Origin of the sequence: Rhodococcus sp. MS13, from assembly GCF_013277835.1 — a bacterium.
Taxonomy (GTDB): domain Bacteria; phylum Actinomycetota; class Actinomycetes; order Mycobacteriales; family Mycobacteriaceae; genus Rhodococcus_F; species Rhodococcus_F erythropolis.
The window spans coordinates 140,312-164,870 of record NZ_VBTL01000012.1 but is presented as its reverse complement, the minus strand read 5'-3'; the positions used below and the strand labels follow the sequence as shown (position 1 = coordinate 164,870).

At 61.7% G+C, this 24,559-nt stretch carries 19 protein-coding genes and 1 riboswitch; of the genes, 10 read left to right on the top strand and 9 right to left on the bottom strand.

What is annotated here, in order from left to right; translation table 11 throughout:
• Positions 1-598 precede the first annotated feature (598 nt).
• A complete protein-coding gene (locus FEZ59_RS25635) occupies positions 599-1,918 on the top strand; it encodes a plasmid pRiA4b ORF-3 family protein (protein WP_279219601.1) in 1,320 nt (439 codons plus the stop codon).
• Positions 1,919-2,001: 83 nt separating this feature from the next.
• On the opposite strand, the gene FEZ59_RS25630 is transcribed toward FEZ59_RS25635, so the two are convergent.
• Entirely contained in the window at positions 2,002-2,577 is a 576-nt protein-coding gene (locus FEZ59_RS25630) for a TerD family protein (protein WP_003940660.1), read from the bottom strand.
• Between the two features lie 113 nt (positions 2,578-2,690).
• On the bottom strand, positions 2,691-5,873 hold the full coding sequence (locus FEZ59_RS25625; RefSeq protein ID WP_134999881.1) for a DEAD/DEAH box helicase: 3,183 nt from the start codon (positions 5,871-5,873) through the stop codon (positions 2,691-2,693).
• A gap of 111 nt (positions 5,874-5,984) precedes the next feature.
• Here FEZ59_RS25625 and FEZ59_RS25620 point away from each other — a divergent pair, with 111 nt between their 5' ends.
• Positions 5,985-7,103: an alpha/beta hydrolase family protein gene (locus tag FEZ59_RS25620; RefSeq protein WP_113684019.1), complete on the top strand. Its 1,119-nt coding sequence runs from the start codon at positions 5,985-5,987 to the stop codon at positions 7,101-7,103.
• Positions 7,104-7,155: 52 nt separating this feature from the next.
• On the opposite strand, the gene FEZ59_RS25615 is transcribed toward FEZ59_RS25620, so the two are convergent.
• Positions 7,156-7,515, bottom strand: a complete 360-nt coding sequence (locus FEZ59_RS25615; protein WP_020970160.1) for an excalibur calcium-binding domain-containing protein — start codon at positions 7,513-7,515, stop codon at positions 7,156-7,158.
• Between the two features lie 172 nt (positions 7,516-7,687).
• Positions 7,688-9,061, bottom strand: a complete 1,374-nt coding sequence (locus tag FEZ59_RS25610) for a dicarboxylate/amino acid:cation symporter (protein ID WP_134999880.1) — start codon at positions 9,059-9,061, stop codon at positions 7,688-7,690.
• Between the two features lie 339 nt (positions 9,062-9,400).
• Between FEZ59_RS25610 and FEZ59_RS25605 the strand changes: the two genes are divergently transcribed.
• From FEZ59_RS25605 to FEZ59_RS25595, 3 genes are all read left to right on the top strand, one after another.
• Positions 9,401-10,306 carry a phosphodiesterase gene (locus tag FEZ59_RS25605; RefSeq protein WP_134999879.1) on the top strand — a complete coding sequence of 302 codons (906 nt, stop codon included), beginning with the start codon at positions 9,401-9,403 and terminating at the stop codon, positions 10,304-10,306.
• A gap of 78 nt (positions 10,307-10,384) precedes the next feature.
• A riboswitch (SAM riboswitch) is annotated at positions 10,385-10,498 on the top strand.
• Complete coding sequence (locus FEZ59_RS25600; RefSeq protein WP_172933395.1) at positions 10,481-11,827, top strand: LLM class flavin-dependent oxidoreductase; 1,347 nt, start codon at positions 10,481-10,483, stop codon at positions 11,825-11,827. It overlaps the preceding riboswitch by 18 nt.
• 20 nt (positions 11,828-11,847) lie before the next feature.
• Entirely contained in the window at positions 11,848-13,215 is a 1,368-nt protein-coding gene (locus tag FEZ59_RS25595; RefSeq protein ID WP_134999877.1) for an NtaA/DmoA family FMN-dependent monooxygenase, read from the top strand.
• Positions 13,216-13,266: 51 nt separating this feature from the next.
• On the opposite strand, the gene FEZ59_RS25590 is transcribed toward FEZ59_RS25595, so the two are convergent.
• Complete coding sequence (locus FEZ59_RS25590; RefSeq protein WP_020970156.1) at positions 13,267-14,760, bottom strand: stealth family protein; 1,494 nt, start codon at positions 14,758-14,760, stop codon at positions 13,267-13,269.
• A gap of 279 nt (positions 14,761-15,039) precedes the next feature.
• On the opposite strand from FEZ59_RS25590, the gene FEZ59_RS25585 reads away from it, so the two are divergent.
• Positions 15,040-15,273 carry a hypothetical protein gene (locus FEZ59_RS25585; protein WP_080910610.1) on the top strand — a complete coding sequence of 78 codons (234 nt, stop codon included), beginning with the start codon at positions 15,040-15,042 and terminating at the stop codon, positions 15,271-15,273.
• 3 nt (positions 15,274-15,276) lie between these two features.
• Here the strand turns inward: FEZ59_RS25585 and FEZ59_RS25580 are convergent, their stop codons facing one another.
• A complete protein-coding gene (locus FEZ59_RS25580; protein WP_258537560.1) occupies positions 15,277-15,825 on the bottom strand; it encodes a nuclear transport factor 2 family protein in 549 nt (182 codons plus the stop codon).
• A gap of 111 nt (positions 15,826-15,936) precedes the next feature.
• Here FEZ59_RS25580 and FEZ59_RS25575 point away from each other — a divergent pair, with 111 nt between their 5' ends.
• Positions 15,937-16,911 carry a TauD/TfdA family dioxygenase gene (locus FEZ59_RS25575; RefSeq protein ID WP_134999875.1) on the top strand — a complete coding sequence of 325 codons (975 nt, stop codon included), beginning with the start codon at positions 15,937-15,939 and terminating at the stop codon, positions 16,909-16,911.
• Here FEZ59_RS25575 and FEZ59_RS25570 read toward each other — a convergent pair whose 3' ends face one another.
• Positions 16,912-17,754 carry a hypothetical protein gene (locus FEZ59_RS25570; protein ID WP_134999874.1) on the bottom strand — a complete coding sequence of 281 codons (843 nt, stop codon included), beginning with the start codon at positions 17,752-17,754 and terminating at the stop codon, positions 16,912-16,914.
• A 31-nt stretch (positions 17,755-17,785) separates the two neighbouring features.
• Positions 17,786-19,579 (bottom strand): alanine racemase, encoded by a 1,794-nt coding sequence (locus FEZ59_RS25565; protein WP_134999873.1) that lies wholly within the window; start codon positions 19,577-19,579, stop codon positions 17,786-17,788.
• 160 nt (positions 19,580-19,739) lie between these two features.
• Here FEZ59_RS25565 and FEZ59_RS25560 point away from each other — a divergent pair, with 160 nt between their 5' ends.
• Positions 19,740-21,185 (top strand): amino acid permease, encoded by a 1,446-nt coding sequence (locus tag FEZ59_RS25560; protein WP_134999872.1) that lies wholly within the window; start codon positions 19,740-19,742, stop codon positions 21,183-21,185.
• Entirely contained in the window at positions 21,182-22,102 is a 921-nt protein-coding gene (locus FEZ59_RS25555; protein WP_003940649.1) for a universal stress protein, read from the top strand. The genes FEZ59_RS25560 and FEZ59_RS25555 overlap by 4 nt, the downstream gene beginning before the upstream one ends.
• 42 nt (positions 22,103-22,144) lie before the next feature.
• Here the strand turns inward: FEZ59_RS25555 and FEZ59_RS25550 are convergent, their stop codons facing one another.
• Complete coding sequence (locus FEZ59_RS25550) at positions 22,145-23,146, bottom strand: MBL fold metallo-hydrolase (RefSeq protein ID WP_058037188.1); 1,002 nt, start codon at positions 23,144-23,146, stop codon at positions 22,145-22,147.
• Positions 23,147-23,442: 296 nt separating this feature from the next.
• Between FEZ59_RS25550 and FEZ59_RS25545 the strand changes: the two genes are divergently transcribed.
• The gene (locus FEZ59_RS25545; protein ID WP_134999871.1) at positions 23,443-24,543 is read left to right on the top strand and encodes an LLM class flavin-dependent oxidoreductase; all 1,101 of its coding nucleotides are present in this window, start codon (positions 23,443-23,445) and stop codon (positions 24,541-24,543) included.
• Positions 24,544-24,559: the final 16 nt, after the last annotated feature.

The following is a 24,559-nucleotide window of genomic DNA, read 5'->3' as shown; positions in this document are numbered from 1 at the left end:
GTGCCATTCCGAACCCGGAAGCTAAGCCCTTCAGCGCCGATGGTACTGCACTCGACAGGGTGTGGGAGAGTAGGACACCGCCGAACACAAATTACGAGAAGCCCCCCAACCAGTGATGGTTGGGGGGCTTTCTCGTACCCAAAACACCCAACCAAAACACCCCCCGAAAGCACCCCCGCCGGCACCCCCGACTTCGAGCGAACGGTACTTTCGTCGCCTCAGACCGACCCAGCGTACCGTTCGCACGATCAAGGGGCGGGCACGCCGCCGACTGACCACCGCGTCCGGGATCGAGCGAACGACACTTTCGTCGCCTCAGATCGACCGAACGTACCGTTCGCACGATCAGGGCACGATCAGGGCAGGAATTGGGTGAGGAAGATGCCAGCGCCGACGCACGTAGCGACTGGTTAGCCAAGGTACAGATTGTGAACCCTCTCATAGGTGCGAAGTACTCTCCGATTTTGTGCCTTTGTCCCTAGTACTTTGGCCTAGGCTGAGTGTCATGGTGGGGTTGAGCAGCTCGCGGGTGTCGCATTTGCGACTCGTTCCGACGGAACCTGAAGAACTGCAAAGGTTTGTACAAGAAGCTGGCGGAGTGCGTGGGGGCATTCAGATTGCGCGATCGTTACGTTCGAAGAGGCGCGCGGTACCGGCGCAATACGCGATACGTATCAGCGTCGACAATGTTTCCACTCAGATCTGGCGACGAATCCTCGTCGCGTCGGATCTGAATCTGGATGACCTGCATTCGGTCGTTCAACGGGCAATGGGGTGGAGTGACCGTCATTCGCACGCGTGGTCCAAGTCAGGAACCCGATTTCCCGGCGAGGTCGAAGAGTATGTAGCTTCCGGAAGCAACGCCGAGCAGCGCCTCGCCGGACGAGTGGCGATCGTAGAGTCTGCGGTACGTCTGGACGAGGTCATGGCCTCGCCCGGCGATGAACTTAGATATCGCTATGGACGCTTCGGAAACTGGAGTCACACGCTGACACTGGAATCTTCGGAAGTACTGCCCGACGGATTCCAAATTGTGTGTGCCGCGGGTCGCGGTGCGTGTCCGCCGGAGGAATGCGTCGGGCCTGACGAGTACGAGCAGCTCCTCGGTGTCCTCGCTTCGGAGAAGTTGCGCTCCCACGAATGGACCCTCGAATGGCCGCAAACCGAATTCGAGCCGACACGATTCGAGATCGCTGAGGTCAACAATCGGCTTCATATACCTCGACCGGACGAGATCGTTGCGCCGTACGACACCGCAATGCTCGTCGAATGCCTGGAACCGTCGCGAGTCCCGGAACTGCGCGCGGTCCTCGCCCGAGCCGGCATTGACGATGAGTCGGCAATCGGAGAGTTGGTCCACGTCGAGGCGGGCCAACGCCTTCAAGCGGTCTTGACGCTGATCGGTGTCGAAGGGGTCGACGCTGATGACTTCTTCACGACGGTCGACGCGATGCTCGACGAACCCGAACTAGGACCTGTCAACCTTCCCAAGGGGCGATCACTCTTCGCAGTACTCAAGAGGTTTGGCCTGGTGCGAAAGCGCAAAGGGCAGATTGTGCTGACGAAGCGGGGACAGTCAGCGCAGCGGGACGCATCAATCATGTGGTCGGTGATCGTCGACAGCGTTCCGGTCGCGCCGGGCGGCTCGCAGAGAGCAGTGGAACTTCTTGTCCTCCTCGCCGTAGCCGCTGGTTTGTCGCCGGCAGATCGTCATCGCTTCGTCGCGGGAGCACTGGAGTCGATTCGGTCGTCGAGTGTCCTCATGTCCGGCGCTCAGACTTCCAAACGTGATACGTCCGGGAGCACCGTAGAGGTGCTCGGCCTGATCGGCGCTACGGGGTACGAGCTGGGGAAGTTCGGCACCAAAGAGGACTCTCCCTGGGCTGTTCACCTCGCGAGGGCGATCCTGCAGCGTTAACTCGCGCGTTCGATGCAGACAACCGAAACGGGGTTCGATCCGGCAATGCCGAATCGAACCCCGTTTCGTGTCCTGGTTAGAGATCAGATGTTGACGCCGTAGTCGCGGGCGATGCCGGCGAGTCCGGATGCGTAGCCCTGTCCGACTGCGCGGAACTTCCACTCGCCGTTGTGGCGGTAGAGCTCACCGAAAAGCATGGCGGTCTCGGTGGAAGCGTCTTCCGAGAGGTCGTATCGTGCCAGCTCGGATCCATTCGACAGATCTACGACGCGGATGTAGGCGTTGGTGACCTGCCCGAAGGACTGGAGTCGGGCATCGGCGTCGTGAATCGAGACGGGGAAGAAGATGTTGGTGACGTTGGGCGGTACAGCCGGGAGGTCGACGTTGATGACTTCGTCGTCGCCGTCACCTTCACCGGTGAGGTTGTCGCCGGTGTGCTCGATGGATCCGTCGGGCGAGCGAAGGTTGTTGTAGAAGACGAAGTGCAGGTCGGAAAGAACCTTGCGTTCCGGGCCGGTGACCAACGCGCTGGCGTCGAGGTCGAAGTCGGCACCACTGGTGCTGCGTGCATCCCAGCCGAGACCGACTGCGACCTTGGTGAGGTTGGGTGCGGCTTTCGACAGAGATACGTTGCCGCCCTTGGCAAGTGTGACGCCCATTCAGGTTCCTCTCGTTCGAACGAAGTGGATTTCTTCGTTCGGGAGTTCTGTGTTGTCCGTTCTCGACTCACATTACCGTGAGCGGGTAGGTGCGGTTCGACCGAATAGCTACCTCACTCGAACAGCGCGCGAAGATCCTCGGCGTCGAGTCCGGTGCCGAGTGTCCCTTCGGCGTCCATGACATTCGAGAACAATGCCGACTTCTTGGCTTTGAGCGCCATGACCTTCTCTTCGATCGTGTCTTTGGCAATGAGACGGTAGACCATGACGTTTCGTGTCTGCCCGATGCGGTGAGTGCGATCGACCGCTTGTGCCTCGGCGGCCGGGTTCCACCAAGGGTCGAGAATGAAGCAGTAGTCGGCCTCGGTGAGGTTGAGGCCGAAGCCACCAGCCTTGAGGCTGATCATGAATACGGGGGCTACGCCAGACTTGAACTCCTCCAACACTTCACCGCGATTGCGCGTCGAACCGTCGAGATAGCTGTACGGAATTTTTTCCGCTTCGAGTCGTTTGCGGACAGAACCGAGGAACCCGGTGAATTGGCTGAAGATCAACGCACGGTGTCCGCCCGCAATGACGTCGTCCAATTGCTCGACGAGAGCGTCGACCTTGGCTGAGGGGACAGGTCCGCTTTCCTCGTCGACCAGCGAGACGTCGAGACTGAGTTGGCGTAGCACCGTCAGCGATTGCAGGATCGTGAATCGGTTCTTGTCGACGTCGTCGAGCAGTCCGAGAATCTTCTGCCGTTCGCGTTGCAGATGGGTGTCGTAGATCGCGCGATGGCTCGGATGCAACTCGATCTCGAGTATCTGTTCCTGCTTCGGCGGCAAGTCTGCAGCCACCTGTTCCTTGGTGCGCCGAACCATCAGCGGTTTGACGCGCCGCCGAAGTTGCGCCAATCGCTCTGTGTCGCCTTCCTTTTCGATCGGGTTGCGGTAGACGTCGGTGAAGGTGGTGGGACTGGGGAACAGTCCTGGTGCAGTGATCGCGAGGAGCGACCACAACTCCATGAGATTGTTTTCCATGGGAGTGCCGGTGATCGCGAGTTTGAACGGTGCGTTCACTGCCGTCGCACACTTGTGGACCTTGGACTTGTGGTTCTTGGCGAATTGGGCTTCGTCGAGTACCAGTCCGGACCAGACGCCCGCCGAATACGCATCGGTGTCGAGGCGAAAGAGAGCGTACGACGTCACGACGATGTCCGCCCCGTCGACGAGTGTTGCCAGGTCGGTTCTTCTGCGCCGCAGAGTATCCGTGATGACAGCGGTGTGGAGGGTTGGTGCAAACTTGGCCACCTCGGATTTCCAATTGGAGACCACGCTGGTGGGAGCAACGATCAGAAAGGGCGGCGCCGCTGGATTCGATTGCCGTGCAGTGCAGATCATTGCGAGAGTTTGCAGGGTCTTGCCCAGGCCCATGTCGTCGGCGAGTATGCCGCCCAGGCTGTGCTGCCGGAGGAAGTTGAGCCAGCGGAATCCGTCGACCTGATAGGGGCGCAGTGTTGCCGTCAACGTGGCGGGGACGTCGACGGGATCGATCCCGGAACCGCCGAGCAATCCTGCGATCTGCTTCTTCCAAGCTGCTGCCTGATGTTCGACTCTTCCCAGTGTCGTCAATTCTTCCCACAGCCCGGCTTGAAACTTGCTGATCGCGAGTTTGCCGGTTGGTCGATCGAGCAGCGACCGCGCTTCGGTGATGAGTCGGTGTAGACCGAGAAGGTCAGGTGCGTCGAGTCGGAAGAAGGCGCCGTCCGGCAGCAGTATGTGAGTCTCACCCTTGCTCAGGGCGGAGAACAGCGTGGTGAACGGAACGCTTTGTCCCGCAACGTCGACGGTGACGTCGAGGTCGAACCAGTCGGATCCGCTGCTCCCGTCGGGGGCTGACGTGCTGAGGCCGATCACGACAGCGTCGTCTGCGGGCCGATAGTCGGCGGGAGTGCCCGCGACGGTGAGGTCTACTTCGTCGTGCGATGCGAGTTGGGGGAGGAGGTCGAGTGTGAACTGCATGGAATCGAGGCCGGCCAACGTTCCCGCGAGAGTGGCCTTCGCCGCGGCCGCACCGAGGCTCTTGGCAATGGCATCTTCGGCAACGTGGTTGCGGATCTCGGACTCGTCGGTGGTTGTGTCTGCGGTAGAAATGATCAGTTCGTCGGCATCGACTGTGTACTTCCATGCCGATTCGATGTCGATGCGGTGGTTGTCCGCGTACGTGGCGACCAGTTGTAGCCGAGGACCGGACACAGTCGGTGGGTTGTAGGCGCCGTCGGAAGATATGACGGGAGCGAGGTTTCCGAGTTTGAACACGAACCGCGAAGTGAATGCATCCCGATGCTCGGCGGGTATGTCGACCGATTTTCCGGAGTCGATCAACTGCCTCAGTTGGTGGGTTATCGGCGTGTGCAGTGGTGCGAGAGTGATCGCGTTGGCGGCGTCGAGCGCGAAGACGCCATGTGCCGGCGTGCCGACGAGTCCCCAGTCGGTATGGGTGACGATGTGCCCACCGGCCTGAATTCGGGGCGTCAGGCGGAGGTTGTTGTCTTCTGCACCGTGGACGTCGAGGCAGATGCTGGCATCGTCGAGTAGGGAGATGTTGCCGAGGCCGGCCTTCGAGTGAACGAGTGAAACGCCCACGGTGATCGCCTCACGAAGAAGAGACCAGAGTTGCGGGCTCGCGAACCCGGCAAGATCGATTTCCGCGGCATTTTGATTTCGGTAGTAGTTGCCGGCGCTGTGGAGGAGATGTATGTCGCGTAGAACCCGGAGGTGATCTGCGGGGAACTGAAAAGTGCTTCCGAGTTTGTTCCAGGCGAGCCCGCCGGAGATCCACCCTCTCGCTCCTGGTTGCACGGGTTTGATGATGAGCCTTGTCGATGCGCCCTTGGTTCGGGTGGTGAATTGAATGCCAAGTCCACGTGTAGTGCGGCCGGCCGGGTCTGGTCGGAGCAACTCCTCGAGCGCGCTGTCCCATCCGAGGTGTTGTGGAGTCTTGTTCGCCTCGGCCACCGCTGCGAGCACCAACGCGACTACGTGCTTGCAGTTCATCCGCACGGGACACGTGCAGAGGCCACGCGTGAACGTTGCTGTACCGGCCGCGCTGCGACTTACCGAAATCGTGCAGGTGTACGGCTCTCGCGCAGTTCCCGATACAGCGCCGGTCAAGGTGTCAGCGGTGTCGTTCCATGCGATGGATTCGACTGCATTCTGCCGCAGGTAGGTAAGTCCGCGTTCGTAGGTGGTTGTGCCCACGACAGCGCGAATTCGGTCGAGGTCGAGGGCCCTGACTGAATCCGGTTGCACGGGGCCAGCCTAGTAGCGGTGACCGACAGATCTTGTCGTGGTCGTTTGTCCAAGAAAGTCCGAACTGCACGGTATGTTCACGGAAACATCTTTGACTGGTTTGGGAGTTTCATGAGGACTGAGCGGCGAGCGTGGATCCGATCTGCGCGCACAGGTGCGGTGTGTTTGGCCGTTTGTGCACTTTCTTTGCAGTTGGGCGGACTGTCGACGGCAGCGCCGAGTTCCGGGAGCTCGGGAAGCTCGGGAAGTCTGGGCAGCGTCGAGGGCAGCGTGAGTTCGGGGTCGACGATCCCAGGACCGCTTCAGGAGGATCCGGGCCCCAAGCCGGAGCTGCGCGACGACATCGTCGTCCCGGCCATCGTCGGCGAGAAGGTGACCGCACCGCAGGCAATCAGGCTGACGGTGGCGTCGCCTGCACTTCGACGCGAGGTCGGCGTCGAGATCTTGCTACCCGCGGACAATTCGGTTCCGCGCCCGGCGCTGTACATGCTCGAGGGTGTCGACGCCGGTGAGAAGAGCAGCGGATGGATGACGATCGGCGGCGCTCCGGCGTTCTTCGCCGACAAGAACGTCAACGTCGTGATGCTCAACGGTGGTATCGCGAGCCTGTACTCGGACTGGGAGAATCCGGATCCGCGGCTGGGACTGCACAAGTGGGAAACCTTCATCACCGAAGAGTTGCCACCGCTGATCGACGCACGGTTGAAGACCAACGGCATCAACGCGATTGCCGGCAATTCCATGGGCGCGATGGGCGCAATGATGCTCGCCCAACGCTTTCCGGACATGTATCGTGGCGTCGCGGTTTTCAGTGGCTGCTACTCCACGATGGATCCGCTCGGCCGAACTGCCGTCCAGGCCACGATTTCTTCGCGAAGCGGAGATCCGGCCAACATCTGGGGTGTGCCAGGAGGCCCCGAGTGGGAGGCACACGATTCGTTGATCAACGCAGAGAAGCTGCGTGGCAAGGAAATCTACGTGTCGACGGCAAATGGTCGTCCCGGATCCGACGAGACGCTGCAGACTCCGGAACTACTCGAGCGTCTGGTGATCGGCGGCGGCATCGAGGTTGCTGCGCATGCCTGCACCAAGATGTTCGACGCGCGGTTGCAGGAGCTGAAGATTCCGGCGCAGGTAGATTACGAGCCGAACGGCACACACGCGTGGGCATATTGGCGTGAACGACTACCCAAGGCGTGGCCGACTTTGTCCCGGGCGTTGGGCGTCTGACGGTTCGACAACAGTGCTCGGGTTGTGGGTGCACCACAACCCGAGCGTTGGATCACTCGCAGGCGATGCCGTCGTTGTCCCGGTCGAGATGCGGGGCATATCCGTTCTGGCCCCGGTACAACGGAGCTGCGCCGGCGTTACGCACGGCAGTGCAGTTCTGGTAATACCGCGCCGGTGCGGGAGTGTTCTGCGGCGCCGGCTGGTTCTGGGGCGCTTGCGGAGCGGGCGGTGCAGGCGGTGCGAAGACCGGGGGAAGGAACGGCTGGACTGCGTCGGCAGAGCCAGTCGGAATCATGCGTGCGATCTCGATCGGTAGGAAATCGAAAACCGTGGATGCCTGAGCGGCGGGTGCGGCAACCAGAGTGATTGCGGCGCAACCTGCGATGCTGAATGCCAGACGGCGGAGCTTCATGTGACCTCGTGTTCAACTGGGCAGCCCTTCCACTTCGGAGGGCTGTGCCGGCTGAGCATACTGGCCATAACGACCAAATGGTCTATTTCGGTAAGGGTGAAACCTGGGGTGAAAAGCAGCGTCCCCGCACCGTATTGCTCGGGTGCGGGGACGCTGCTGCTGTCAGCGAGGGTTACGCGTCGACAAGTTCCTCGGCGAAGGGATCACCGTTGCGGGGAGCGTCGAAGCGTTCCTTGTCGAGAATGCCCTCACGCTTTGCGACGATGACCGGAACCAGAGCCTGGCCGGTGACGTTGACTGCGGTACGGCCCATGTCGACGATCGGTTCGACTGCGAGGAGCAGTCCGACGCCGGCCAGGGGAAGACCCAGGGTGGAGAGTGTGAGTGTGAGCATGACTGTCGCACCCGTAGTTCCGGCCGTTGCTGCCGAGCCGATGACCGAAACGACGACGATCAGCAGGTAATCGGTGAAGGTCAGCGGAACGTCGTAGAAGCCGGCGACGAAGATTGCCGCGATCGCGGGATAGATTGCGGCGCAACCGTCCATCTTCGTGGTGGCACCGAGCGGAACTGCGAACGAGGCGTACTCACGAGGAACGCCGAGGTTGCGTTCGGTGACGCGTTCGGTCAGCGGCAGGGTGCCGATCGACGAGCGCGAGACGAATCCGAGCTGAGTCGCGGGCCAGACACCGGAGAAGAAGCTTCGAACCGAGAGACCTTGTGCGGCAATCAGGATCGGGTAGACCACGAAGAAGACAATGGCCAGACCGATGTAGATGGCGGCGGTGAAGACGCCCAGCGAGCCGATCGCATCCCAGCCGTAGGTGGCGACAGCGTTGGCGATCAGCGCGGCGGTGCCGATCGGGGCGAGGCGGATGATCCACCACAGGACCTTCTGGACGATCGCGAGCAGCGAAGCGTTGAACTCGAGGAACGGCGCAGCCTTGGGACCGATCTTGAGTGCAGCAATGCCGATTGCGCCGGCGATGACGAGCAGCTGCAGGACGTTGAAGCTCAGCGATGTAGTCGCCACGCCTTCGGCGACGGAAGTCTTTGCACCCAACCCCAGGAAGTTGTTCGGAACCAGTCCGGTGATGAACGCCCACCACGAGCCGGAGCTCTTGGGTTCCTTCGCTGCTTCGGCGGCGACGTCGGTCCGTGAACCGGGATCGGTGATCAGGCCGACGATGATGCCGATGATCACAGCAATGAAAGCGGTGATCGCGAACCAGAGCAAGGTCTGCACGGCCAGGCGAGCTGCATTGGCGACCTGGCGCAGGTTGGCGATGGAGCTGACAATGGCGGTGAACACCAGCGGGATCACCGCCACGGTGAGCAGCTTGACGTAACTCGAACCGATGGTCTGCACGGTGCCGACCAACCAGTTGACGTTGCCGTCGGCTGCATCAGGCATTGCCCGGGCGACGAGACCGATGATGACGCCGAGTACGAGACCGGCGACGATCTGCGGTCCGAATGCCGTCGCCCAGGACGGAAAACGGGACGTGGACTTTTCCGGCACGCCGGTGGAGGTGGAGCTGGGCATGACTATGCCTTTCGAAAATCAAGGGAGCGAAACGCAGCGCGGCACCAGAGGCCGGGCAGATTCGAAGAAATGTTTCCTGGTACGCGTCAGGTCAGAGCGAGCGCGTACACATTGCGCTCGCCTGCAGGCGAAGGTCGACGTAACGCCGACTGGTCAGGAACAACACTGTCCACACACTACTCGCAGCTTCAACTACTCGATCCCGAGGGTCGCCGCGGGAGTTCGCTTCGTGTTCGTCGGGCGTGCCCCGATCAGTCACTGTTGGTCGGTTGACTAGTCTCGACGATCAGTAGGTGCCGCACCGGCGCCTAAGCGTCGGCAAGCGGAAGCGAGAGACCGATGAGCGTTCGGAATGCCGAGTACCCGCGTCCGAAGCATTTCCTGGTGCACCTCAGTGACACGCATCTGGTGGCTCAGGGGGAGTTGTACGACGCCGTGGATGCGTCGACGAGATTGCGGGAAGTGCTCAGCGGGATCGTGGCCTCGGGCGCACGCCCGGATGCACTGATATTCACCGGCGACCTGACCGACCAGGGACACCCCGACGCATACGCGGAATTGAAAGCCATCGTGGAACCCGTGGCGGCCGAGATCGATGCGCAGGTCATCTGGGCGATGGGCAACCACGACGACCGCTCTACTTTCAGGTCTCTGCTGTTGGGCGAGGACGCCACCGATCATCCCGTCGACAACGTCTACGACCTTGACGGACTGCGGGTGATCACCCTGGATTCGTCGGTTCCCGGTCACCACTACGGTGAGATCTCGGATCGTCAATTGGATTGGCTACGCTCAGAATTGGCGGTGCCCGCGCCCGACGGAACAATTCTGGCGCTGCATCATCCGCCGGTTCCGTGCATTCAGGATCTCGCGGTTCTGGTGGAGTTGCGCGATCAGTCCCGGTTGGCAGACGTCTTGCGTGGCAGCGACGTCCGGGCGATTCTTGCCGGGCATCTGCACTATTCGACGACGGCGACGTTCGCCGGCATTCCGGTGTCCGTGGCGTCGTCGACGTGTTACACCCAGGACTTGAACGTGGAAGTCGGTGGTCAGCGTGGTCGTGACGGGGCTCAGGGGTGCAACCTGGTGCACGTCTACGACGAGACAATTGTTCATTCGGTCGTTCCACTCGGCGCGCACGTGACGGTCGGTGAGCCTGTCGACGCGGCCGAGGGAACCCGGAGGCTCAGCGCTGCCGGTATTCGAATCCTCGAGAGCGAAAAGGCTGCACGCTCGATCATCTGAGGTGGCAGGCGGTTTCCGGCACTCCGGCGCAGTTCTGGGCGATTGCCGGGCTGTCGCGTACTCACTACCGTCGAGGTAGGTGCAGAGCTCCAGCAACAAGGACCGGCTAGCTGGACGGCAACCCTTCATGCCGATGGGGTGCCCCGGAATCACACCTGGCGATACGCGTGGTGCGTGTCGCAAGCGGCAGTCGCCACGAGAACCGTCAGTCGGGTGCTGACGGTTTCTGCGGTCGGCACTGTGCGCTCCCGAGTAGTTCTCGAACAGGAGTATGCGCCGATGACCTCCACCCCCTCCTCTCATCTTGCTCCGTTGCATCTCGCCGTAGCGCTGGACGGTGCCGGTTGGCACCCTGCAGCCTGGCGAGAGCCACACTCGCGCCCGAGTGAGCTGTTCAGCGCGTCGTATTGGACTGACGTGGTGACGTCCGCCGAGCGTGGTCTGCTCGATTTCGTCACCATCGAGGACAGTCTCTCGGTGCCGGCCAACCCACTCGAGCCCGTCGACGACGCGGTTGATCGGGTGCGCGCTCGGCTCGACGCACATCTCGTGGCCGCCCGACTGGCACCGATCACGAGCAACATCGGCTTGATCCCGACCATCACCACCATTCACACCGAGCCGTCTCACGTGTCCAAAGCCGTTGCCACGCTGGATTACACCTCGCGCGGTCGCGCCGGATGGCAGGTGAAGGTTTCGGCGTCGGAATCCGAGGCAGCACAGTTCGGGCGTCGCGACATCCCAGCGCTCACCGATGCCGACCGTCAGTCGATCGTTTCAGGCGTCCTCCCGGACTTCGTGCGCGACCTGTTCGACGAAGCTGCGGAGGCGGCTGACGTAATCCGGCGACTCTGGGACAGCTGGGAGGACGGCGCCGAGATCCGCAATGTGGAGCAGCGCCGGTTCATCGACCGAGACAAGTTGCACTACATCGACTTCGAGGGAAAGTACCTCTCGGTCCGTGGACCGTCGGTGACTCCGCGCCCGCCGCAGGGGCATCCCGTCGTTACCGCGTTGGCACATCAGCGGGTCGCGTACGAGCTGGCGGCGCGGACGGCCGATCTGGTGTTCGTGACGCCGTTCGACGACGAGCAGGTCACGGCAATCCTGGGTGAAGTGCGAGCCGCCGAAGAACACGTGCAGCGCACCGGCGAACCTCTTCGGGTCTTCACCGACATCGTCGTCTTCTTCGATGCGCCGGAAGAAACCGGAAAGGAACGGCTCGCTCGCCTCGACGCGCAGGCCGGCGCCGAATACCGTTCGGACGCGCTGACCTTCACCGGCTCTGCTGCGGAGTTGGCGGATCTCCTGCTCCGGTGGCAGCAGTTGGGAATCGAAGGCTTCCGGTTGCGGCCGGGCGTCCTCGTGGACGACCTCGACGCCATCGCAGGTGAGCTGGTGCCTGAACTGCAGCGACGCAGCGTATTCCGCACCGAATATCCGCAGACGAATCTTCGCGGACTCCTTGGTCTACCCATCGACGTTCCCAACCGCTACGCCGCCGGCACTCCGGCCGCCTGACAGACGAGGAATAGATTTTCATGAGTTCTCAGAAGCGTAAGCAGGTCATCCTGGGTGCCTACCTCGGCGGCGTCAACCATCACACTGCATGGTGGGATCCGCAGGCGGGCAGCCAGATAGAGTTCGATTCTTTCGAGCACACCGCTCGAACCGCCGAGCGTGGGAAGTTCGACTTCTTCTTCCTCGCCGAAGGCCTCGCCCTTCGTGAGCGTGCGGGACAGATTTTCGACCAAGACATCATCGGTAGGCCGGACACCTTCACCGTGCTCGCATCGTTGGCAGCAGTGACCGAACACCTCGGTTTGGCAGGCACCATCAACGCCACGTTCAACGAGCCTTACGAGCTGGCAAGACAATTCGCGACGCTCGATCAGTTGTCCGGAGGACGTGCCGCCTGGAACGTCGTCACCTCGTTCGACGCATTCACCGGCCAGAACTTTCGTCGCGGCGGATACCTGGATCGTGCGCAACGATACGAGCGTGCGGAGGAGACCGTAGCGCTGGTGCGTCAACTCTGGGATTCGTGGCGCAATGACGACATCGTGGCCGACAAGGCATCAGGGCGCTTTCTCGCGCGACCGGATGCCGGTGAATTCGCTTTTCATGGATCACATTTCGACGTGAACGGCCGATTCACGGTGCCGCGCAGTCCGCAAGGGCGCCCGGTTATTCTGCAGGCCGGGGTGTCGCCGCAGGGGCGCGATTTTGCTGCTGGTAATGCCGACGCGATCTTCTCACCGTATGGTCAATTGCCCGAGGCAGCCGACTTCTATCGTGACATCAAGGCTCGTGCCGTTGCGGCCGGACGCGACCCGGGTGACATCAAGATCTTGCCGTCGGCGAGTTTTGTTCTCGGCACGTCCGAGGCGGACGCAATCGAGAAGTATCGAGAGATTCGCGACCAGCAGGTCACCGGCCAGACCGCTTTGGTTCTGCTCGAACAGATCTGGAATCTCGATCTGTCGAAGTACGACCCCGAAGGACCACTACCCGATATCGCACCAGACCCCGAGGCTCCGCCGATCATCCAGGGGCGCGCCTTCATTCACCAGGATCGTTTCGCGACCGTGGCAAAATTGCGCGCGGTCGCCGAGAGCAAGAAGTTGAATCTGCGCGAAGTGGTGATCGATCAGTTCGAGCGTGGACCGATCGTGGGTACACCGCAGCAGGTTGCCGAGAAAATAGATTCGTTTGTCCGCAACGACGGTTCGGACGGATTCATCCTCGGATCGCACCTCGTGCCGACCGGCCTCGACGAGTTCGTCGACGACGTGGTGCCGCTGTTGCAAGATCGAGGTGTCCTCCGCAGTGACTACGAAGGAACGACGTTGCGTGACAATCTCGGACTGCCCATTCCGGTGCAACGGGAGCATGTGACAGCACGCTGATCGACCGAAGTAGCAAGGGCCCAGCCGAAATCGGCTGGGCCCTTGTTTCGTCTAGGCTTCCCAGGGCGCCGGGATGGGGTAGTAGCTCTCCAGGAACTCCGTGATCTTGCGTGTGCGAAGTTCCAGATCGATCTCCGGAGCGCTGCCGTCGTTGAGGCAGAAGAAGTCCATGGAGCGCTTGGCGAGCAGTGAGTCCATGTCGCGCAAACCGGCCTTGACCGTCGTATCGACGTATTTGACGGCCGCGGACTTCTGCACCACCGACCGTCCACTCATGAGCGTGTAGTAGTGGTACAGCGAATTGGTCACCGAGATATTGGAACTCGCGCGGAAGGTGCTTGCTGCAGTGGCCGCGAAGTCTTCGGCGAACTCGCGTTCCATCTCGGCCATCACGCTCTTGCGTAGTGGCGTCGCTGCGTGCTCCAGATGTCTGGTGGTCATCAGACCGAAGCGGTCCTGTAGCAGACGGCGGTTGACGCGAGCCGCATTCTCGAACCCGCTGCGGTCGTTGTCGTTGTGTCCCAAACCGATTCTGGTGTCGGCCTCGATGAACATGCTGATCCCGCCGGGGGAGAAGAACATATCGGGGCCGACGGGGCGACCGAAGAACATGTCGTCGTTGGAGTAGAGGAAATGCTCCGCCAGACCCGGAATATGGTGCAGCTGGCACTCGACAGCTTGAGAATTATGGGTGGGCAACACACTTGGATCGGCGAAGAACTTTTCGCTGGGCATGAACGTGACTCGCGGATCGTCCGCAAGCCAGTCCGGACGATCGGAATCGGTTGCGACGAAGATCCGTCGGATCCACGGCGCGTACATGTGGATGGACCGTAGCGCGTACTTGAGCTCGTCGATCTGACGGAAACGCGCCTCTGATTCGTCCCCCTCGCCGACGATGTAGTTCTGCATCCGCTTGGCGCGCTGAGCCTGAAACTCTTTGGAAGAGCCGTCGACCCAGGAAAAGACCAGATCGATATCGAAGCTGATATCGGAGGCATGATCGGCGAACATGTTCTCGATGGTCGGCCAGATCCGGCCGAATCGCTCGACGGTTCCTCGGACCGCTTCTTCAGGGAGGACGGTTCGTCGTGTCAGTGAGTTCTCGACGGGTAGGACGATTTCTTCGTCGGAAATCGACCACAATTCGATTTGAACGCCGATGTTCGCGCCGTAGTTCATGCCGCTTGCGACGTGAACCCGCGGACGGAACAAGCGGAAGATCCGTGACTTGTTGGTTTTCGACAGGGCACCGTCCGCGACAAGGAGCGCTGGGCTCTTCTTCGCGTCGACGGTTTTGGAATAGAAGGGTGCGTTTGCGCATCCCTCGACAAGTGCCTGCCGCAGGTTCTTGCGCTCGGTCCAGCTCACCGCGATCACGGGGCGCTCGTCGTTTCCGCGGACGAGTAGATACTCGATTCCTGCGGCGTCGAGGATGTCGCGGATGAAGAGGAGATCTTCGACCATCGCTTCGAGCGGCGTGGTGGTCGTGATCGCGAGGGCAAAACGATTCTTGAATCGGACGGTCTCGGGTAGCTCGCCCATCCGTGCGCGTGACGCGGCCGACGCCGGTTCCACAGGATTGGGGCTGTCCTGCTCCGGGGGTACGAAGTAGATGTCGTGCGGAGCGGGAGATTCTGTAATGGGATGCCTTCCGATTCTGATCCAGCTGTGTATCTGTCGCCCCGACGCTGCGAGAGCGTGGTGGCGACGAGCTCAGTCTATGCCGTCGGCGCCGAAAGTCGGACATGAGTGACGGCGATGGGTAGGGCGGGGCGAGTCGGGTACCCCGAGGACCGAAGCGAGAGTGAAGGAGGAGAACCGATGCGTGTGAAAGCGATGGTCGGAACAGGCGCGATGGCTGTTGCGCTGGCCGCCGGCCCAGTAGCCACAGCTTCTGCTGAAGGCGCCGAGACGGCGGGGTCGGAGGGTTCACCGGAGATGCTGACCTGCGAGGTGGTCTTCGATGCACTCGAAGACATGAGCCCGGAATGGACGGAAGAGGGGATCGATCAGGTCGAAGACTGGTGTGAGTTGATCACCGGCGAAGAAGACTGACCGTCAGCCGCGCGAGATCACTCGTCGCGACAGTCGCCACCGCCCGTCTTCGAGTTCGAACTCATCGGCGTAGCTCCCGACGCCGCTGAGCTTGGGCGAGGTGGTCGTGTCGACGTAGAACATCCACACCGCATCCGCGCGGGCTGTAGTTTCCGAGGTCACGTCCACGGCGATCGCCGTGGTGACGTGGCGTGTGAATGTGCCCGGACCTTGAATGCCGGCGGCCCGGCGCTCGACTACTCCAGCGGCAATTTCTTCACGGCCACGTCGTACCTGTGCGGGGATACCGCGATCGGGATTGGCCGGCATGTTCCATTCGGCCTCGCGGGTGAACTGCTCCACGTAATCCTCGACCGAGCCGGTATCGGCAAGATGCGCGATGCGAGCGAGCGTTGAACGAATCTGTTCGGCAGGGCCCTCGGGTTGCATGCTGTCCTCCGTAGACGTGGGTGCGGCAGATCGCACGCTACAGCTCATGACGACAACGACGACGACCTCGTCCCAGTGAGCGGCAAGATTCTCCGGCGAGGGAGCGGCGAACTTTGAGATCACCTCGAGTTCAACCGTATTCGGGCGCGCAGCGTAAATGATTGAGTGTTCACAGTAGGCAGCGCCATGACGACTGCCGCGCCCGTAGGCTTGACCGACTCACAGGAGATCGCCATGTCCGTCACCGAACTCGAACGTGTCACCCAGACCCCGGAGCAGATCTACGCTGCCGGCGGAATCACCGTCCACAAAGTAGGCGAGCTGATCGGCGCCCGCATCGACGGCGTCCATCTCTCCGGAGACTTGTCCGAAGAGACCGCCTACGCGATCAACTATGCGCTGGCAGCGCACAAGGTTGTGTTCTTCCGTGGGCAGCAGCATCTCGACGACACGTCGCAGTACGAATTCGCCGGAACCCTCGGCACCCAGACCACCCCGCACCCGACGGTGAAGTCCAGGGGCGACAAGCTGTTGGTGCTCGACCGCGCCGCCAACAGTTGGCACACGGACGTGACGTTCGTCGACCGCATCCCGAAAGCCTCGATTCTGCGAGCGACGACCATTCCCGAGTACGGCGGAGCGACCACGTGGGCGTCGACCACCGCCGCGTACGACCAACTGCCGTCTTCACTCAAGGTCTTGGTCGAGAATTTGCGGGCCGTTCACACCAATGCCTACGACTATGCCGAGGTTGTCGATCAGGCGAACCCGGTAGACGCGCAGCGCCAGGCCTACTACGCCGAATTCACCCGTGAGATCTACGAGACCGAACACCCGGTGGTGCGTATCCATCCGGCGACGGGGGAGAAGACCCTCCTGCTCGGTCACTTCTTCAAGGAGTTCGTCGGGCTCAAGCCGTCGGAGTCGGTCGCTCTTTACCAGATCCTGCAGGCACGAATCATCAAGTTGGAAAACACTGTTCGATGGAACTGGTCGGCCGGCGACCTGGCGATCTGGGACAACCAGGCGACTCAGCATTACGGTATCGCCGACTACGGGACTCAGGCGCGCAGTGTGCACCGAGTGACATTGGCCGGCGACGTCCCCGTCGACGTCCACGGCGAGCAGAGTCGAATCCTCCAGGGTGACGCCGCGGAGTATTCGATCATCGCGGACATCGATCGGCTTCCCGGCTTCGCCGCGAACTGATCAGTCGTGCTGCGGGTGATCCGGCGGGAACATCTGTCCCCATGAGTGACTGCACGCTCGGCACGTCCATTCCGGGGTGTCCGGTCCCACGACGCAGCCAGTTACGGCGAGCCACGGTAGGTGATCGAACGGATGGACCGGCATCCCCGGGGCACACTGAGCGGTTCTGTGTGCACCGCAGTGTGGGCACGGTGGATTTTTCGCCAGCATGTAGTCGATGAAGTTGGTGTGCCCAGACGTGGCCATCCTTCCGGTGCACTTGCGGCACAGGACGGCTGGGTAGTCGTCACCAGGTTCAGCCTGCCTGAAGATCCGTGATGCGGAATGAAAGTGAAGGCGATCGCTGCTGTTGAACTTTCGCAACGGCATCGGTGAGCCGCAACCTGTGCAGTTGCCCCGCTCGTTCATCAACGTTCGGGCGTGGGCAGCTGTGGACGTCGGATCCAGCGTGTCGATGTCGCCGAAGTAGTGCGCATAGTGTGACTGGCCGGCCGTGAGAATCCGGTCGGCCAGTGCGTCGTCGACCGGCCCAGGATCCGTGGGAAACGTGATGGACCATCGTTGTTCGAGTTCTGGAACGGTGGGCAAACCGTGGAGTTCGTACGGGCGTTCATCGACTTCCATCGGCGACGTGCCGTCGAAGGGCGCAGCCACGGTCTCGATGCAGAGCAGCGTGCGAGGAGTGGTGTCGAGAACCGTGACCAGCAGGTCACCGATGGCCATCTTTCCGTGCATGATCCAGGGATCGACACGGGCCCGGGGTTCGAGAAACGCGACCACGGCATCGATCCATGGCGTGCCGAGTGCGATGAATACGTGCTGACCGGAGCTCCGCGTGATCATCGGACGATTCTCGCAAGGGCTGCCGACAGCGTCAGGCTTTGACCACCTTGCGCCCGAGCAGCGATGCAACCAGTCCGTCGACGAAGGTCGCTTGCCGTCCGAGGGGATCGGAATCCGCTGCCGCGACGCTGCCGATCGAAATCGATCTCGTCAGGCCGGTCTCGCTGATGAATTCGGCGGCGAGGTGCGCTTCTCGGAATGTGAGGCCGCCCAGATGTGTCGTGTCGTCGACTCCGAGAACACGTCCGTCGATGATGTCCATGTCGAAATGGACGTGGACGCCGTTCACACCCTGGCCCGCCGCGGCGAGGACGCGAGGCATCAAGGCCGCCATGCCATGGCGATCGATCTCGTCGATCGTCACCAGCAATACCCCGTACTCGTCGAGTGCGCGCTTGTGATCGACCGTGGCGTTCTTGACGCCCACCAAGACGGTGTTCTCCAAACTGGGGCCGTGCAGATCCGCCGCCGACGACAGCAATTGTTCGATGTCACCGTGTGAAGCGAAAATGATTGCACCCAAATCGGTTCCAGGTTCGGTGGCGATCGGAATTCTGGTGTTCTGCCAGGCTTCGGCAGTGAGCCACAGCGGCAGCGTTGTGAGATCCGCAGCGGCATTCTCTGCTTGAATGCAGTCGAAACCGATTCCGGACATGTCCTCACGTAGACCGTGATCGAGGAGATGGCTTGCCAGGCCGGTAGTTTCGAGGTCGATCAATTCGACGGTCGCATTGGCATCGATCGGTTCGGTGCCCAGAACGTATCGCTTTTCGACGTAGGGCGATGTCATCGCCATCAAGAGCGCGCCGTAATCGATCGTGAAGTCGACGGTGCCACCCAGTCGGTATTCGTCACCTGTTTCTCCGGCGTCGACGAGGAGGTGATCGCTACTGGCGCTGATCACCTTCAGGCGCGGATCGATCGGGGTCAAGCCTTCCGGCGAGATGTCTTCGCGGCCGATGGACAAGATCAGGCGTCGGCTCGGCTTGTCCTCGTTGTCGAAGACGGGGCGTCGGCCGAATGCGTCTTCGCCTGAGACTCCATACGGCCGCGACGGCTTGACCTTGGCCTCGATGATGTCCGCGGTGAGAGTGAAGGCATCGTTGTTCAGCAGTTCGTACAGTCCTGGGGGAGTAGGTGATTCGGCCAGTACGATGCTGGCGCCCAAACGCAGATGGTTGATCCCCTCGGGCATCGTGCCCGTCTCGAGTAGTGGCAGCGAGAACGTATTGCCGCCGGAAACGATCGGCAGTTCGATCGAGAACCGCTTCGTGATTTCGTCGGCTAGGTAGACCAGATTCGACAGGTTGTCGACGGTCGGTTGGATGCCGCCGACGCAGGCGAGGTTCGCGCCGATTCCGATCAGTCTGATGCCCTCGATGGGAAGGATTTCAGCGACTACGTCCAACGCCTCCGCCGGCAGGATCCCTTCGCGGAGATCTCCGAGGTCGATCATCAGCACGATGTCGTGGACGACTCCTCGCGTTTGTGCTGCTCTGCCCAGAGCAGCAATCGTCGTCAACTCGGAGTTGAGGCTGATGTCCGCGTAGCGGATCGTGTCGTCGATCTCGTTCAGCGACGGTGCGCGGATCAGCATCAGGGGAACGGTGATGCCGTCGCGGCGAATGCGGGCCAGGTTGTCCAGGCGGGAGTCGGCGATCTGCGTGACGCCGCCGCGGACCATTGCTCGCGCCACCTTGGGGGAGCCACATGTAGATTTGCTGACGCCCGCCACCGCAATACCCTTGGCATTGGACGCTTCGACGAGGACGCGCGCATTCTGTTCGATACGACGCAGGTCGACGGTGATGGTCGGTCCGGTCATGATCTCCCCGTTTTCTCCGAAGGCGGTTCACGATCCGGGCATTCCAGACCGGACGGTTGGCGTGAGCTGGGCAACTTTGCTCCAACTGTTGTGTCGCAGGACACTTACGTGCAGTATGAGGATACAACAGTTTCCTACCAGGCACTCTAGAGGAGCGTCGATGGCTACTCTCGTCAAACACGTACTTCGGCGCAAGCCGGCTTTGCAGATAGACCAGGAGACCGGCGCAGATACCAACGGCGGCGAGCTGACCCGCAGTATCGGTTTGGCGCAGTTGTCCATGTTCGGCATCGGCGCCACGATCGGCACCGGCATCTTCTTCGTCCTCTCGCAGGCAGTCCCGGTTGCGGGTCCGGCAGTGATCATCTCCTTCGTTGTTGCCGGTGTCGTCGCGGGACTCACAGCGATTTGTTACGCGGAGTTGGCCGGAGCTGTCCCGGCGTCGGGCTCGTCGTATTCCTACGCTTACGCGACGCTCGGAGAGCTTCCGGCCATGGCCGTCGGCGCGTGTCTGCTTCTCGAGTACGGAGTCTCGGCCGCGGCGGTGTCCGTCGGATGGTCGCAGTACTTGAACCAGCTACTTGGCAACCTCTTCGGGTTCCAGATCCCCAACGCGCTGTCACAAGCGCCGGAGCAGGGCGGCATCATCAATCTGCCCGCAGTGATCCTGGTGTGCCTGTGCGGTGTTCTGCTCATTCGCGGCGCCAGTGAATCGGCCAAGGCCAACGCCATCATGGTCTCGATCAAACTCGCAATTCTGCTGCTCTTCATCGTGGTCGGCATCGCCGGATGGAACAGCAATCACTTCGCCGACTTCGCACCGTTCGGATTCAGTGGCGTCATGTCCGCCGCCGGAATCATCTTCTTCTCGTACATCGGCCTCGACGCCGTGTCCACCGCCGGCGAAGAAGTGAAGAACCCTCGTCGCAATCTCCCTCTCGCGATCCTCATTGCGCTCGTGTCTGTCACCGCGATCTACATCGCCGTTGTCGCCGTGGCGATCGGTGCACAGGATTCCGCATCGTTCGAAGGTCAGGAAGCCGGGCTGTCCGCCATCCTCGAACAGGTGACCGGATCTACCTGGCCGGGAACACTTCTGGCCGCCGGTGCGGTGATCTCGATCTGCAGCGTCACGCTCGTGGTCATCTACGGTCAGACCCGCATTCTGTTCGCGATGTCACGCGACGGCATGATTCCGTCGATCTTCCACAAGGTGAACCCGCGGACTCTGACGCCGGTGCCCAACACCATTATCGTCTGCGTCGTCATCAGCATTCTGGCCGGTTTCATTCCCATCAACTTCCTCGCCGAAATGACCAGTATCGGAACCCTGGTGGCCTTCCTCGTTGTCTCGATCGGGGTCATCATCCTGCGGCGCAGTGACCCGGACCTGCCGCGCAGCTTCAAAGTTCCCGGCTATCCGGTGACGCCGATCCTCTCGATCCTGGGTTGCCTGTGGATCATCAAGGACCTCCGAACCGTCACGATCTACGTGTTCCTCGTCTGGGTGACCGTCGCGATCATCTGGTACTTCGCCTACGGTATGAAGCACTCGCGGCTCGGTGCGAAGAACCGCGCCGAATTGGGATCGGAGTCCGACTCATGACGCTGCTCGCGGGATACGCACCCGACGGTGACAGTTCCGGAACCGTCCATCTGGCAACGCTGTTGGCGCGCTCGTCCGGTGAACCGTTGGTGATCTGCGCGGTGATTCCCTCGCCGCCACCGCCCGGAATGGCGCGGGTCGACGCCGAATACCACCAGCAGTTGCGAGCCGAAGCCGAAGCGGCACTGGCGAAAGCGCGGGCAGACATGCCCTCCGACGTCGACGTGACCTATGTCGTGCATGAGGCTCAGTCGACGTCGAGTGGCCTGCTCGATCTCGTTCACGAGCACGAAGCCAAGATGATCGTCCTGGATTCGTCTACGGCCGGGGTGTTCGGTCACGTGGCTCTCGGCAGTGTCACCTCACGCTTGCTGCACAGCTCCGACGTTCCGGTCGCCCTGGCGCCGAGGGGATTTCGAACCAAGCCCGGTGAGGTGGTTCGCCGCGTCACCGCCGCATACTCGGGCACACCCGATCAAGACGATCTGGTGCTCGCCGCCGCGACCGTGGCTGCGCGTGTCGATGCTGGACTCAGACTGGCGGCGTTTGCAGTTCGTGCGAACGCGCAGTACACGACCACGCTCGGGACCGAGGGGGATTCACCGATCATCTCTGAGTGGGCCGAGGTGGTCGAGCGCGAGACCAACGCTGCCTTCGAGCGCGTGCGTGCACTGCCCGAAATACCCGACGTCATGGAATCGGTTATCAGCCATGGTCGTAACTGGGCCGAGGCGCTCGAGGGCGTCGAGTGGGACCGAGGTGACGTTCTGACTGTCGGCTCGAGCAAGGCAGGTCCACTGGCGCGGGTGTTCCTCGGCAGTCGGGCAGCGAAGATCGTGCGGTACTCACCGGTTCCGGTAGTGGTGGTCCCGCGATCGGCGTCGACCCGAATAGTCGATCAGGCCGAAGCGGAATAGAGATCAGGGCCGACGAGCGGAGTGCTTGTCGGCCCTGATCTTTCAGACGGAGCGAGCGAAGAGCGCGGGCTCGGAGCCGGGAACCTGAGAGACCTGCTCTCGGGCAACCAGATGGCGAAGGTGAGCTGCACCTTCGGACAACGCCATCGTCTTTCCCATCGGGGAGATCTCGGCCCACGGCTTGTACCACTTCATCTTTGCCGCGACGTCCCACACGGTGAGCTTGTCGTCGGCGAACTCCTGGAGCAGGTGATCGAGTCGCTCCTGGTGATGCTCGATCAGCTCACCGGCGCGACCTCCGACGTCGTCGATCGGAATGCCGTGAGCGCCGAGACCGCGGGTGATGTTCATGTTCTGCACCCGTGCGAGCGAGTCGAGGAAATCGGCGAGGGCGTCACGCTCGTCGAGTGGGTACACGAAGTTGCCGACGTGTGGTGTCGTCTTCTGCAGGACGTGGTCGCCAGTGAACATGACGTCGGCGTCGTCGAGGTAGAAGCAGACGTGACCAGGCGTGTGGCCGGGGGTGTAGACAACGCGGAGGCCGCGGCCGGTGAGCGCGATGATCTCGTCGTCCGCGAGAAGGCGGTCGGGAGCCGACTCGGGGCCCACCGGAGACTCACCCGCGGCAGCCAGTCGGAAGGCATCACGGTCAGCTGCGGGCGCTCCGGCACGTTCCATGTTGTCGAGCTGGTACGCCATCCACTCCTCGTTACGCGCAGTGGCCATCTGATCGAACAGGTAGTGGTCGTCCTCGTGCATGGCGATCCAGGCGCCGGACGCCTCGCGGACCCGTCCGCACAGTCCGGTGTGGTCCGGATGGAAGTGCGTGACCACAACGCCCTCGATGTCGGTCACCGAATGTCCGATCTCGGCGAGCCCCGCGTTGAGGCCCTGCCAGCCATTGTCGTCACCCCAGCCAGCGTCGACCAAGATCAGTCCGCCGGGGGATTCCATGGCGTAGACGAGCGTGTGCCCGAGCGGGTTGTCCGTGATCGGGACAGGAATCTGAAATATGCCATCACCGATGGCTGCCGCACCGTTCATATCAAGTACCTCTTAACGATAAGGGAACGCACTCTTAGTACTTCATGTTTACCGTGCGCTCGTTTGGTTGGTGACACAGGTCCTGCCTGGCGGGAGTTCGGCATGTTTTCGGGCGACTTCGGATCGGGGAGAGTTTTATCGACCGAGTCGTCTCTTTGGGTCGAAAGATGTTGCTGATTAAAAGATTTCACACGTTGGTTGCGTTGGGAGCGTCGTCGGTTGGCTGATCCGTCGAGCAGTCACGCACTAGCCTCCGAGGGACAGGCGCGCTGTGCGGTTATCGAGAAAGACGGGTCATGCGTTTTCAGGTTCTGGACATCATTTTCAACCCACCCCATCCAGTGACCGGCGAGGAAGTTGCCCCGCCCGACCGGCTCAACCGCGTCGTCGAACTGGCGGTTCTCGCCGAAGAACTGGGTATCGATTCGTTCTCGGTGGGTGAGCGCCACGCCGGGCCGGTTCTTTCGTCGGCGCCAACCGTCGTTTTGGGCGCGATTGCGCAGGCCACGGACAGAATCCTGCTGTCGACAGGTGTCACCGTCCTGTCGCTACTCGACCCGATCCGAGTCGCCGAAGATTTCGGAACCATCGATCAACTCAGCCGGGGACGCCTCGAGATCGTGATCGGCAAGGGCAACGAGGTTCTTCAATACCCGCTCCTCGGTCTGGACATCGCCAAGCAGTACGAGTACCTCACCGAGAACTACGAACTCCTCAAACTGCTGATCAGCGAGGAAAACGTCAAGTGGGTGGGAACGCACCGGCCTTCGCTCGAGGACGCGACGACGCTACCGCGTCCTTTCGACGGCCCGTTCCGTATCTGGCACGGATCGGCTACCTCGTTCGAGGCCGTCGAACTCGCGGCGAAGTGGGGCGACCCCATCGTCACCGCCAACGCCTTCCAGCCTCGTGAGAACTACAAAGTGCTGATCGACCACTACCGCGAGCAGTACCTGGCGTACGGACATGACCCGGCCAAGGCGTATGTCGGTTCGGGTTCGGGCGGATTGTTCCTCGCCGACACGACCGAGCAGGCCATCGAAGAGTTCCGTCCGATCTACGAGGGCGCCGTTGCACAAGCTGACAAACGCACGCACGACCCCAAAGCGGTCGGAAAGTCGACGAGCTTCCGGACGATCGAGGAAGCCGTCGACCGCGGGCCGGCGTTGGTCGGGTCTTCGGAGCGAGTCGCCGAGAAGATCCTCGATTACCACCAGAGCTACGGCCACGATTTCCAATCGGTGTCGGTCAATCACGTGCTCGACTTCGAGCAGCAGAAGGACACTCTGCGCCGCTTTGCCGAGGAGGTCATCCCGCTGGTGAAGGCCGAACTGTCGACGACGCTGTGGACGTCGGTCGACAAAGATCGGGCGAAGGGTTTCACCGCCGTCGACTGAGCGGAGAAAGTCTGAC